General features: G+C 72.4%; 9 protein-coding genes and 1 tRNA gene. 2 read left to right on the top strand and 8 right to left on the bottom strand.

Features of this window, described 5'->3' with window-relative positions; genetic code table 11:
* Window positions 1-138: 138 nt before the first annotated feature.
* The 8 genes from ACYVJJ_RS01860 to dtd form a co-directional block, all read right to left on the bottom strand.
* A complete protein-coding gene (locus ACYVJJ_RS01860) occupies window positions 139-1,452 on the bottom strand; it encodes a copper resistance protein B (RefSeq protein ID WP_460830630.1) in 1,314 nt (437 codons plus the stop codon).
* Window positions 1,449-3,407 (bottom strand): copper resistance system multicopper oxidase, encoded by a 1,959-nt coding sequence (locus tag ACYVJJ_RS01865; RefSeq protein WP_460830632.1) that lies wholly within the window; start codon window positions 3,405-3,407, stop codon window positions 1,449-1,451. The genes ACYVJJ_RS01860 and ACYVJJ_RS01865 overlap by 4 nt, the downstream gene beginning before the upstream one ends.
* A 68-nt stretch (window positions 3,408-3,475) precedes the next feature.
* Window positions 3,476-3,862 (bottom strand): CopL family metal-binding regulatory protein, encoded by a 387-nt coding sequence (locus ACYVJJ_RS01870; RefSeq protein WP_460830634.1) that lies wholly within the window; start codon window positions 3,860-3,862, stop codon window positions 3,476-3,478.
* Between the two features lie 109 nt (window positions 3,863-3,971).
* Window positions 3,972-6,929: a ligand-binding sensor domain-containing diguanylate cyclase gene (locus ACYVJJ_RS01875; RefSeq protein WP_460830635.1), complete on the bottom strand. Its 2,958-nt coding sequence runs from the start codon at window positions 6,927-6,929 to the stop codon at window positions 3,972-3,974.
* A 70-nt stretch (window positions 6,930-6,999) separates the two neighbouring features.
* On the bottom strand, window positions 7,000-7,794 hold the full coding sequence (locus tag ACYVJJ_RS01880; RefSeq protein ID WP_460830637.1) for a DUF1206 domain-containing protein: 795 nt from the start codon (window positions 7,792-7,794) through the stop codon (window positions 7,000-7,002).
* 352 nt (window positions 7,795-8,146) lie between these two features.
* Window positions 8,147-8,219 (bottom strand) — tRNA-Ile (locus ACYVJJ_RS01885).
* Window positions 8,220-8,300: 81 nt separating this feature from the next.
* Entirely contained in the window at window positions 8,301-10,148 is a 1,848-nt protein-coding gene (gene rpoD / locus ACYVJJ_RS01890) for an RNA polymerase sigma factor RpoD (RefSeq protein ID WP_460830639.1), read from the bottom strand.
* 96 nt (window positions 10,149-10,244) lie between these two features.
* Window positions 10,245-10,682, bottom strand: a complete 438-nt coding sequence (dtd, locus tag ACYVJJ_RS01895; protein ID WP_460830640.1) for a D-aminoacyl-tRNA deacylase — start codon at window positions 10,680-10,682, stop codon at window positions 10,245-10,247.
* Window positions 10,683-10,741: 59 nt separating this feature from the next.
* Here dtd and ACYVJJ_RS01900 point away from each other — a divergent pair, with 59 nt between their 5' ends.
* Window positions 10,742-11,671 carry a lauroyl acyltransferase gene (locus tag ACYVJJ_RS01900; RefSeq protein ID WP_460830642.1) on the top strand — a complete coding sequence of 310 codons (930 nt, stop codon included), beginning with the start codon at window positions 10,742-10,744 and terminating at the stop codon, window positions 11,669-11,671.
* A 17-nt stretch (window positions 11,672-11,688) separates the two neighbouring features.
* The gene (locus tag ACYVJJ_RS01905) at window positions 11,689-12,183 is read left to right on the top strand and encodes a PH domain-containing protein (RefSeq protein ID WP_460830644.1); all 495 of its coding nucleotides are present in this window, start codon (window positions 11,689-11,691) and stop codon (window positions 12,181-12,183) included.
* The last annotated feature ends 35 nt before the right edge of the window (window positions 12,184-12,218 follow it).

Consider the following 12,218-nt stretch of genomic DNA (forward strand, 5'->3'; position numbering starts at 1 on the left):
GCGCGGCGCCGGGCGGGTCGACATGCGGCCGCGCGGAGGCACGGGATGGGTATGCGGCCCTGCACGCCGCGGATGCGCATGCGACGGCGGCGCGTCGGCCTGAGGTGCTGCGCCGGATGGATGCGGATGCACGGAACCTCAGAACCAGAACCGGATGCCCGCGACCAGGCGCGTATCACGCGTGGGCGCGCCGTCGTCCCGTCGCAGCTCGGCCGTGCCGCCGAACGCGCGCTCGACCTGCACGCCGACATACGGCGCGAAGCGGCGCGTGATCTCGTAGCGCAGGCGCGCGCCGGCCTCGACGGTCGACAACCCCGAGCCGATGCCGGCTGCGGGATCGTCGCGGCCGTAGAGGCTCGCCTCCGCCTGCCACTGCAGGATCAGCCGGGGGGTGATCAGCGTGTCGTATTCGGCTTCGACGGTCGCGGCGGTGCGGCCGCCGCTGCCGACGTAGGCGGTCGCCTCGACCTCGAACTTGTACGGCGCCAGTCCCTGCACGCCCACCGCCGCCCACGTGCGCGAAGGACCGTGCCCGAAGTCCTGGCGCATGCCGGCGACGACGTCCCACCACGCGCTCACGCTGCGGCCGTAGAGCACTTCGACATCGCCGTGCTCGATCGCGGCGTCGGCGGCCTCGCCCTCGGTGCGCAGCCACAGGCGGTCCAGGTCGCCGCCGACCCAGGCGAGGCCTTCCCAGCCGAACGTGGCCTCGTCGCCGTCCTGCCATTCGAGGCGGTCGGCGAGCCAGTAACTGTGGATGCGACGGTCGTGCACGGCATGGCCGTGCGCCAGCTGCGGGAACGCTGCGGCGCGATCGGCATCGGTGAGCGCGGGGATCGGCGTGCGCGGCGCGGCGTCGGCGGGCAGGTCGCGGTCGCCGCCGTGGCCCATCGCGGCGTGGTCGACCGCATCCGGCGTGTGTCCCATGGCGGCATGGTCCATGCCCGAGTGATCCGTCGCGGCGTGGCCCGTTGCGGCGCCCGCGCCAGTGGTGGAGGCGTTGTGCCCCATCGCGGCGTGATCGATACCGGCAGGGCCCGTCGCAGGCGAACGCGATGCCGCGTCGGCGGCGCCATGCCCCATCGCCGCATGATCCACCGGTGGGGCCGGCGCCACGGCCGGGCCGTGGCCCATGGCGGCGTGGTCGACCTTGGTCGGCGCGCTGCCGTGACCCATCGCCGCATGGCCAACCGCTGCAGGCGCAGGCCGTGCCGCGGGGCGTGCGGCCGCGCGCGGCGGCGAGCGCCGTGTCGCCGCGGGTGCTTTCGCGGCGGCCTTCGCACCCGGCGCCGCGGCGGGCCGTGCTACCTGCTTCGGCTTGGGCACCGCCTTCTTCGGCGCCGGCTTGGCCGGCATCGCATGGTGCTCGTGACCCGTGTGCTGCGCGTGCACAGGCGCAAGCGGCGTGGCGGCCAGCAATGCGGTCGCGAGCGGTGCGAGCAGCGTCTTCATTCGCGCACCTCCACTTCGCGCATCATCCCCGACTCCATGTGGTAGAGCAGGTGGCAGTGGTAGGCCCAGCGCCCGAGCGCATCGGCGCGCACGCGGTAGCTGCGCACGCTCCCCGGCGGCATGTCGATGGTGTGCTTGCGCACGAGGAATTGGCCGTCGTCGCCTTCGAGGTCGCTCCACATGCCGTGCAGGTGGATCGGGTGCGACATCATCGTGTCGTTGACCAGCCGGATGCGCATGCGCTCGCCGTAGCGCAGGCGAATCGCGCCGGTCTGCGAATGCTTCAGGCCGTCGAACGACCAGGCGAACTTCTCCATATGCCCGGTGAGGTGCATCTCGAGCGTACGCCCGGGCTCGCGCCCGTCGGGGTCGGCGAACAGGCTGCGCAGCATCGAATAGCTCAGCGCGACGCGTCCGCCGGTGCCCATGCCGTTGCCGGGCTCGTCGAGGCGCGAGGTGGGCGTCATCGCCTGCCCGTCGACGAGCGGATTGCCACGCTCGCTCGCGGGATGCGTCTGCAGGCCGCCCGGGCGCGCCGCCGCGTCCTGGCCTGCATGCGCGCTGGCGCCCGCGGCCGGCATGGCATGCCTTGCATGTGGATTCGCCTCGGGGGCGTCGTGTGCGCCATGCGTGCCGTGGGCCATCGAGGCCATGCCATGACCGGCATGGGGATCGGCCACGGTGCCCTCGGCGGCATGTGCCGCGGGCATCGCATGACCGGCATGCGGATCGGCTGCAGCCTGCGCATGCGCATGCGCGCCATGCTCCATGCCGCCGTGCGCGCCGTGATCCATCGCCATGTCGCGCATGGTCAGGATCGGCCGCGGGTCGAGCGCCGGGACCGGCGCACGCAGCCCCGCGCGCACCGCGAGCGTGCCGGTGACGAAGCCGGTGCGGCCGGAATCCTGCGCGAAGATCGTGAACGCATCCTGCCCGCTCGGCTCGACGATCACGTCGAACGTCTCGGCCACGGCGATGCGGAACTCGTCGACGCTCACCGGATGCACCGGCAGGCCATCGGCGGCGACTACCGTCATCTTCAGCCCGGGAATGCGCACGTCGAAGTACGTCATCGCCGAGCCGTTGATGAAGCGCAGCCGCACTTTCTCGCCGGAGCGGAACAGGCCCGTCCAGTTGCCGAGCGCGGTCGTGCCGTTCATCAGGTACGTGTACGTGTTCGCATTGACGTCGGAAATGTCGGTCGGCGTCATGCGCATCGCGCCCCACATCGCGCGATCGTCGAGGGTGGCGGCGAGGCCATCGCGCTTCGCGTCGCGCAGGAAGTCGCGCACGGTGCGCTTGTAGAGGTTGTCGTGGTCCGCCATCTTCTTCAGGCGCGCGAACAGGCGGTCGGGATCGAGGTCGGTCCAGTCGGTGAGCAGCACCACGTAGTCGCGATCGGCGGCAATGGGATCGGGTCCCGCCGGGTCGATCACGATCGCGCCGTAGACGCCGGCCTGCTCCTGGAACGCCGAGTGTGAGTGGTACCAGTAGGTGCCGGCCTGCAGCACGTCGAACCGGTACTGGTAGGCCTCGCCGCGCGCGATGCCGTCGAAGGAAATGCCCGGCACGCCGTCCATGTTCGCGGGCAGCAGGATGCCGTGCCAGTGGATCGAGGTCTGGTGGCCGTGCACCGAACCCGGCGGCAGCGCATTGCGCACGCGCAGGTTCACCGTGGTGCCTTCCGTCCAGCGCAGGATCGGCCCCGGGATGCCGCCGTTCACGGTGACGCCCGGGCGCACGCGGCCGGTGAAATTCACCGGCGTCTCGCCGACGACGAGGTCGAAATCGGTGCCGCGCAGCGTATTGAAGTCGCCCACGCGCGGCGGCTGCGCGGAGGCGAATGAAGGCAGGCCGAAGCCGGCGAGCGCGCCGCCGGCGGCGAGGCCCTGCACGAAGCGGCGACGCGACGGCAGCGCGGGCACCCCGGCGGGCGGGAAGGAAGAAGACGACATCGGAACTCCGGATCGCGGATGACGGGCGCAGGCGCGCGCGGCGCGGCCTGCACGGCGGAGAGCCGGCGTCAGCCGATCGGAGGTCGGATGGGCGAAGCCAGATGCGGCGGACCGCGGGCCTCGACAGCGATCCCTGCGGGCCCTTCGGCTGGGCCCGAGGCCGGCAGCACCGGCCCCGGCACGGCGAGCACCATCTGCACGGCGGCCGGGCACGCGCAGGCACAGACGCCGTCATCGCAACAGTCAGCAGTGCCGCCGGTATCCGTCGCGACGGCCGCGTCGTCAGCGTGATGCATCGCCGCGCCGCCCGGGGCCGACCCGCTCGCCGCATGGCAGCCGGCGTCGACGGACGCCCCGGGCACTGCCGCATGCGTCTCCGCGAGTGCCACGCGCGACCCGCCCGCGACGAGCGCGAGGCAGAGCAGTATGTGCAGCAGGCGCGAAAGCAGGCTCACGTCGCTACTTTAGCGCCCGTCCGGCGGCGGCGCGTGCATCGCCCGTGAACCGCGCGCGCATGGGCGGCGTAATACGGGCCGGGCGACGGCGCCCGGTTGGCGCTGCGTGTCAGGCCGTTTCCGGCAGCGCCGCCGCGCAGACGCGGTTCTTGCCGCTGCGCTTGGCACGGTAGAGCGCCTCGTCGGCGCGTGCGACGAGGCTGCGCGGGCTCGCGCCACCCGCGCGCGGATCGCTGCAGGCCACGCCGATGCTCGCGGAGATGCCGAGCCCGGGTGCAAAGGGTTCGCAATCGACCGCCTCCACCGCCGCGCGCAGCCGCTCGCCGACCGCGAGGCCGTCGGCGAGCGTGCAGTCCACCAGCAGCAGCGCGAACTCGTCGCCGCCCCAGCGCGCGGCCACGTCCTGCGCACGCGCCTGCCCGGCGAGGACTTCGGCGACGGCCTTCAGCGCGAGGTCGCCCGCGGCGTGGCTGTAGAGGTCGTTGATCGGCTTGAACCCGTCGACGTCGAGCAGAAGGAGGCAGAGCGGATGCACGCCCGCGAGGTCGACGAGGTCGTGCGAGAGCGCCTGGTCGAGCGCGCGCCGGTTGGCGAGCATGGTGAGCGCGTCGGTGCGCGCGAGCCGCTCGGCGACCTGCGTCTGCACCTCGAGCGCGGCGGTGCGCTCGCTCACCAGCCTGCGCAGCCGCTGCTCGGAACGTCGCAGGTGGCGCAGGCGCAGGCGGACCAGCGCATGCAGCCCGACCAGCGCCGCGATCACCAGCGCGATCCAGACCGCCGGGCGTTGCCACCAGTACGGGTGGATCGCGAAAGCGAGGGTCGCACTCTCGCGGCCGGGCTGCCCCGGAATCCAGGCCTGCAGCTCGAGCCGGAACGCGCCGGGGTCGAGATGGCTGAATTGCACTTCGCGCCCGTCGCCCAGCTCGACCCACGGCCCGTGCGCACCGTCGAGGCGATAGCGGTAGCGCACGCGGTGCGCATCGAGCAGCGCGGGCGCGACGAAGCGCACGACGAAGCGATGGTCGCCCGGCGCGAGCTCCGGACGGCTGCGCGGATCCACGCTGCGCCCGTCGATCTCGAAGTGCTCGATCGACACCGGCGGCAGCGGATGCTGCGTGCGCGCGATCGCCGCGGGGTCGAGGCGCGCGACGCCGATCGCCGTCGCCACCCACAGCCGGCCCTGCGCGTCGACGGCCGCCGCGGGCATCGAGCCGCCGTTGGCCTGCGTCGACAGCATGCCGTCGGTGCGCCCGAAGTGCTGCACGCCGAGGCGCGTTCCGCGGCCTTGCGCGGCACGGTCGAGCGCGGCCTCGTCGATGCGCACGATGCCCTCGTTGCCGGTGAGCCACAGGCCGCCGCGATCGCGCACGACCGCGAAGATCTTCTCGAACGGCAGGCCGTTCATGCGGCCGATGCGCGCTACCGCGCCGCCGGCATGCGGCACGCGCACCAGGCCGCGGTCGGTGGCCAGCCACGTCGCGCGCCCGTCCCGCGCATCGAGGAAACCGTAGACGTAGTGCGCATCGCTCGCGCCGAGATCGACGCGCACCGCGCGCCCGTCGAGCACGCGCGCCGCGCCCAGCCCGGTGCCGGCCCATAGGCCGCCGGACGCGTCCTCGTGCAGCGCCTGCACGTAGTCCGCGGGCAGGCCCTGGGCCACGCCGTAGACGCGCAGGCCCTGTGGATCGCGCACGACGAGGCCCTGCTTGGTGCCGATCCACAGCCGCCCGTCATGCGCGGCGAGCAGTGCGCGCACCTCGTTCGACGGGAGCCCGTCGCCCATCTCGAGCGTTTCGACCACGCGCCCGCCGCGCAGCCGCAGCACGCCATGGTGGAAGGTGCCGACCAGCAGGTCGCCGGCGGCGTCCTCGGCGAGCGAGAGCACCGAGACGTCGCCCGCGGCGCCGAGCGCGACCGGCACCACGCGCCCCGTGCCCGGATCGAGGCGGTCGAGCCCGCGCCCGCTGCCGACCCAGACGGTGCCGTCGCGGGCGACGAGCGTGGTGCGCACGAAGTCGTCCACCAGCCCGTCGGCGCGCGTGTAGGTATGGATCGGCGCGGCGCGCAGCCGCGCGAGGCCGCCGTTGGTGCCGATCCACAGCGAGCCCTCGCGGTCGCGGCGCAGCGCGAGGACGCGATCGTTCGGCAGCCCGCCGGCGGAGCCGAGCCATTCGAGGCGATCGCCGGCGACATGCGCGAGGCCGCGCACGTTGGTGCCGACCCAGACGCCGCCGTCGGGATCGCGCCACAGCCGCGTCGCGGTATCGCGGGCGAGGCCCGGGTGCAGCGGAGCGAACGCGGCGCCGTCGCCGCGCCAGGCGCCCTGCTCGGTGCCGACGAGCAGCCCCCCGCCGGCGTCGGCGGCGAGCGAGAACACCGGCCCCTCGGGCAGGCCGCCGGTGACCGGGCGCGCACGCGCGCCGTCGATGCGTGCGAGCCCGTGGCTGGTGGCCGCCCAGACCCGCCCGCGCCTGTCGCGCACGAGCGCATTGACCGTGTCGCTCGGCAGTCCGTCGCGCGCGGCGATCGAGCGCCGGCCTCCGGCTGCATCGAAGGCGATCACGCCGCCACGCGCGGTCGCGACCCACAAGCGTCCGCGGCCGTCGTCGAGAAGATCGGTGACCAGTCCATCCACCGGCGCCCGCGCCTGCCAGCGGCCGTCGTGCCAGCGTGCGATGCCGCCGCGCGTGCTCGCCACCCAGAGGTCGCCCGTGGGGCCGACATGCAGCGCGCGCACGCCGTCGTCCCCGAGGCCGGGCACGTCCTCGCGGCGATACAGCCGGAACTCGCGGCCGTTGTAGCGGGCGATGCCTTCCCACGTCGCGAGCCAGAGGTAGCCATCGGCGGTCTGGCCGATGCCGTGCACGGTGCTGTGCGGCAGCCCGTCCCGCGCGGTCCACGTCTCGACGAACTGGTCGCGCAACGGCTGCGCTGCCTGCAGCGGCGGGGCCAGCAGCCCGATCACGCACAGCAGCCCGCCGGCCCAGACGCGCACGCGCCAGCCGGCTCGCGTGCCTGCCTCGTCGTCCGCGCGCGCTCGCGCACGCGGTTTCAGCGACGTCGCCATCGCCCGTCCCCGTGATCCCCTGCAGCTACTCTGACAGGTCGACGGGGTCGTGTCGCGGCGGCGCCGGGGCCTAGGGCGCGTCGATCCGCCGGAACGCGGCCTTCGCGATCTGGAAGACGCCGTAGGCCAGCAGGCCCAGTCCGACCAGCGCCAGCGGTGCGCCCTTGTCGAGCATCCCGAGCGCGCGCTCCGTGCCACCGGCGGCGCCCGGGTCGTAATGGCGCCCGGCCTGTACGAGGAACCAGCCGACCGGGAGCAGCACGAGCCCGCGGGCGCCGACCCCGAATCGGCCGAGCGCGCGCAGCCGGCGGCTGGACTTGCCGAGCCGGTGCATCACGTCGCCCTTGGCCGCCTGCACCAGCTGGTGCAGGCCGTAGACCACCACGCCGACGCCGGCGGCGACCACCAGCCAGCGGCCGGCCGGAAGCTCCATCAGACGGGCGACCCACGAGCCGCCGTCGCCCTCGCCGCCCCGACCACCACGCGCGAGCTGCCAGGCCGTCCAGGCGAGGGCGCCGTAGATGACCGCGCTGAGGGCGTAGAAGACGCGCATGCCGGCCCGCTTGGCATCGCTTCGCACATGCTCCGGATCGAGTGCGGCCTGCACCAGGCGCCACACCACGTGCGCGGCCAGGCCGATGGCGATCGCCGCGAGCATCGTGCGTCCGCCGGACTCGTCGGTGAGCGAGCGCAGCGCACCGGTCGTTCCCTCGGGCGTACCGGTGGCGGTCGCGGCACGGACGGCGATCGCGCCGACCAGTACGTAGACGACGCCTTTTGCCGCATAGCCGAGCCGCGCCAGGGGCGGCACCCAGCCTGCGACGTCGCGCGCGGCCTCGCGTCCGATTCCGTTTCCGCCGTGCATGTGCGCGCATCCGTGAGAAGTGGATGCAGGGTCCGCCCAACGCCGTCGGCCGCCTGTGAATCGCGTGCGGGCCAATCCTGCGATGCCGATGGCGGTGGACACGGCGCGTTATGCACTGCGAAACGATGCGGAAGTCCGGATGGCGTTTCGTGGCGGACAGCGCCTGCAGGCCTCGCGGTGCCCCGCGCGCCACGGGCCACCGGGATTCAGGGCGCGTCAGGAAGAGCGCCGCCTGCGATGTGCTTCCAATGCGCCGCCGCGCGCTGCAGGACGTGGCCCACCAGGATTCGAACCGCGCTGGCCGACGCATCGACAACCGGGCACTGCAACGCGCCGCCGCGCGTGACCGCAATGGGCCCACCAGGATTCGAACCTGGAACCAAGGGATTATGAGTCCCCTGCTCTAACCGTTGAGCTATAGGCCCGCAGCGCGGCGATTGTAGCGACTGCAGAAACGACGAGCCCGCCGGAAGGCGGGCTCGTGCGCATCATGGTGTCGCGATCGATCAGTCGATGTCGAGGAACGAGCGCAGCTGTTCCGAACGGCTCGGATGACGCAGCTTGCGCAACGCCTTCGCCTCGATCTGGCGGATGCGCTCGCGCGTCACGTCGAACTGCTTGCCGACCTCTTCCAGCGTGTGGTCGGTGTTCATGTCGATGCCGAAGCGCATGCGCAGCACCTTGGCCTCGCGCGGGGTGAGGCTCGCGAGCACGTCGCGCACCGTCTCCGAGAGATTGATGTCGGTGGTCGCGTCGATCGGGGACATCACGTTCGTGTCCTCGATGAAGTCGCCGAGGTGCGAATCCTCGTCGTCGCCGATCGGCGTCTCCATCGAGATCGGCTCCTTCGCGATCTTCATGACCTTCCGGATCTTGTCCTCCGGCATGTCCATCTCCTTCGCCAGCTCCTCGGGCGTGGCCTCGCGGCCGTAGGTCTGGAGCATCTGGCGGGAGATGCGGTTGAGCTTGTTGATCGTCTCGATCATGTGCACCGGGATGCGGATGGTGCGCGCCTGGTCGGCGATCGAGCGGGTGATCGCCTGGCGGATCCACCACGTGGCGTAGGTCGAGAACTTGTAGCCGCGGCGGTATTCGAACTTGTCGACCGCCTTCATCAGGCCGATGTTGCCTTCCTGGATGAGGTCGAGGAACTGCAGGCCGCGGTTGGTGTACTTCTTGGCGATCGAGATCACCAGGCGCAGGTTGGCCTCGACCATCTCCTTCTTCGCCTTGCGCGCCTTGGCCTCGCCGTAGGCCATGTGCCGGCTGATCTCCTTGAGATCGACCAGCGTGACCTTCATCCGCTGCTCCTCGTCGATCGTCGCCTGCTGCTCGAAGACGATGCGATCCTTCACGTCGCGCAGGGCCGAGGCCCACTTCTGCTTGCGCTTGAGCAGCTCATCGACCCACTCCAGATTCGTCTGGTTGCCATCCCACGCGCGGATGAAGTCCTTGCGCGGCATCTTCGCGACGCGCACGGACAGGTCGAGGATGCGGCGCTCGTGCTCCTTCACCTTGGCGACCGACTCGCGCAGGTTGCGCACCAGCGCGTCGGTGAGGTTCAGCGGCAGCTTGAAGGTGACGAAGATCTCCGCCATCTCCTCGCGCACCTTCTTGGTGTTCTTGTGGTCCGGGCCGTGCTTGGCATGGCACTTCTCGAACTTCGCGTAGAGCTCGCCGAGCGCGCCCATGCGGTTGGCGACCTCGACCGGGTCCGGACCGGTCGGGCCGGCCTCCTCGGCCTCGTCGGCGCCTTCGACGTCGTCCTCGTCCTCCTCCACGGCATCGATGTCGACCACCGGTGCGGGCTCGGGCACTTCGTCGATCTGGTCGAGGAAGCCCACGATCACTTCGGCGAGTCGCTTCTTGCCGGCCTTGTGCAGCTCGTAGTCGCCGAGGATCTGCGCGATGGTGCCGGGGAACGAGGCGAGCGAGGCCTGGACCTGCGAGAGGCCTTCCTCGATGCGCTTGGCGATCGCGATCTCGCCCTCGCGGGTGAGCAGCTCCACGGTGCCCATCTCGCGCATGTACATGCGCACGGGATCGGTGGTGCGGCCGCCCTCGGTGTCGAGCGAGGTCAGCGCGGCGGCGGCTTCCTCCGCGGCGGTCTCGTCGACCTCGCGGTTGCCGCTCGCCTCGCCGGCGAGCAGCAGGGTCTCGGCATCGGGCGCGATCTCGTGCACCTGGATGCCCATGCCGTTGATCATGCCGATGATGTCTTCGATCTGTTCGGGATCGACGACGTCGTCGGGCAGGTGGTCGTTCACCTCGGCATAGGTGAGGTAACCCTGCTCCAGACCCTTGCTGATGAGTTGCTTGATGTCGGCCGCTTGGGTCTGACGTTCGTTGGCCATGGGCTGCGCCACCAGTGAATGAGGGTCAAGGGAACCGTGCATTATACCAGCGCCGCTTTCCGGGCTGGGCCGGCGCACGGCCGGAAGCTGAGCGGGTCAGGCCCGCAGCAGGAAGGTGACCGGGCCGTCGTTGACCAGGCTCACCACCATATGGGCCCCGAAACGGCCCGTTTCCACCGTCGGATGCGCCGCGCGGCACGCCGCGACGAGGCGGTTGAAGACCGGTTCAGCGTGCTGGGGTGCCGCCGCGGTCTGGAAGCCCGGTCGCATTCCGCTGGCCGTATCCGCGGCGAGGGTGAACTGGCTGACCAGGAGCAGGCCGCCCCCGGTCTGGGCGACGCTGAGGTTCATGCGCCCGGCACCGTCGTCGAAGACGCGATAGCCGAGCAGGCGCGCCGCCATCCGCGAGACCTGCGCATCGCCATCGCCGGGCTCGACGCCGACGAGCGCGAGCAGCCCCGGGCCGATCTCGCCGACGGTGGCGCCTTCGACGGCGACGTCGGCGCGGCGGACGCGCTGGATCAGGGCGAGCATCGACGCTCCGGGCGGGCGGCGGATCAGGCTAGCAGAGGCCTGCGGCTAGACTGCCGGCAATGGACCGCCCCGCCGACCGCTTCGTCGCCCGATCGCTCTACGTCGCGCTCGCGCTGCTCGCGCGGCTGCCCTGGCGCGTGCTGCATGGCCTCGCCGACGCGCTCGCCGCGCGCACCCTGCGCCGCAATGCGCGCGAGGCGCGGGTTACGCTGCGCAACCTGGAGCTCGCCTATCCCGACCTGCTGCCGAGCGAGCGCGCCGGGCTGCAGGCGGCCGTGCTGCGCACCACCGCACGACAGACGCTCGAGACCTTCCGCCTCTGGACGCAGCCGCCCGCGGCGAGCCTTTCGATGATCGAGGCGCACTACGGCACCGAGCTGTTCGACGCCGCGATCGCCGCCGGGCGCGGGGTGATCGTCGCCGCGCCGCACTACGGCAACTGGGAGCTGCTCAACCGCTGGCTGGCCGACCGCACGCCGCTCGCGATCCTGTACGCGCCGCCGGACTCCGGCGTCGGCGACGCCTTCCTGCGCCTCGTGCGCGCCGGCGAGGCCGAAGGGCGGGTGACGCAGGTGCGCGCCGAGGCGGCCGGCGTGCGCCAGCTGCTCAAGTGGCTGCGCGACGGCGGCGTTGCCGGGATCCTGCCGGACCAGCAGCCCAAGCAGGGCGAGGGCGAGTTCGCGCCGTTCTTCGGCCAGCCGGCGCTGACGATGAGCCTGGTCGGCCGGCTCGCCGCGCGCACCGGTGCCACGGTGCTGATGGCCTGGTGCGAGCGCATCGCGGACGACGCACGCGGCCCGCGTTTCGCGCTGCACATCGAGCCGGCGCCGCCTGCGGTCGCCGATACGAACCCGGCGGTCTCCGTCGCCGCGCTCAACGCGGCGGTCGAGCACATCGCGCGGCGCGATCCCGCGCAGTACCAGTGGACCTATAAGCGTTTTTCCGTGCAGCCTGATGGCGGCAACCCCTATTGGCCGGACTGCTACTGAGCACCGGCGGAGACCGCATGGACCCCTCGCCCGACCTCCCGCCCCCGGCCGCGCCGTGGCAGCCGCTGCCGCAGCGCGCGCGCCTGCCGATCGTGCTCGGCCTGCTGCCCGCCTTCGTGCTCCCGCTCACCGTCGCGCCGACCGTCCTCGCGGTCGCCAGCGACCGCATGTCGCCGCTCGTGGCCGGCGCACTGGGCCTGCTCGCCGGCATCGTGATCGCCGCCTGGCGCGGCCTGCGCGAGTACCGCTGCATCGCCTGGCGGCTCGACGCCGAAGGCCTCGCGGTGCGCCGCGGCGCGCTGTGGCAGCGCGAGACGCGCGTGCCCGCGTCGCGCGTGCAGCACCTTGACCTCAAGCGCGGCCCGCTGCAGCGCCGGCGGCGCCTGTCGACGCTCGTGGTGCACACCGCGGGCACGCGCGCGGCGACGGTCGCGCTGCCGCACCTCGACGAGGCGGAGGCGGAGCGCCTGCGTGACGCACTTTCGCGGCGGGCGGACGATGTCGACGGCTGACGCGCCCCCCGTTCCGCCGCCGCTGCCCGCGCCGC

The organism is Lysobacter humi (ex Lee et al. 2017), assembly GCF_054781815.1.

What these genes read in the sequence shown, in the direction of transcription:
- rpoD (WP_460830639.1), bottom strand. Translation starts at nt 10,148, where the DNA reads ATGGCCAACGAACGTCAGACCCAAGCGGCCGACATCAAGCAACTCATC.
- ACYVJJ_RS01875 (WP_460830635.1), bottom strand. Translation starts at nt 6,929, where the DNA reads ATGGCGACGTCGCTGAAACCGCGTGCGCGAGCGCGCGCGGACGACGAG.
- dtd (WP_460830640.1), bottom strand. Translation starts at nt 10,682, where the DNA reads ATGCTCGCCCTGATCCAGCGCGTCCGCCGCGCCGACGTCGCCGTCGAA.
- ACYVJJ_RS01865 (WP_460830632.1), bottom strand. Translation starts at nt 3,407, where the DNA reads ATGTCGTCTTCTTCCTTCCCGCCCGCCGGGGTGCCCGCGCTGCCGTCG.
- ACYVJJ_RS01905 (WP_460830644.1), top strand. Translation starts at nt 11,689, where the DNA reads ATGGACCCCTCGCCCGACCTCCCGCCCCCGGCCGCGCCGTGGCAGCCG.
- ACYVJJ_RS01900 (WP_460830642.1), top strand. Translation starts at nt 10,742, where the DNA reads ATGGACCGCCCCGCCGACCGCTTCGTCGCCCGATCGCTCTACGTCGCG.
- ACYVJJ_RS01880 (WP_460830637.1), bottom strand. Translation starts at nt 7,794, where the DNA reads ATGCACGGCGGAAACGGAATCGGACGCGAGGCCGCGCGCGACGTCGCA.
- ACYVJJ_RS01860 (WP_460830630.1), bottom strand. Translation starts at nt 1,452, where the DNA reads ATGAAGACGCTGCTCGCACCGCTCGCGACCGCATTGCTGGCCGCCACG.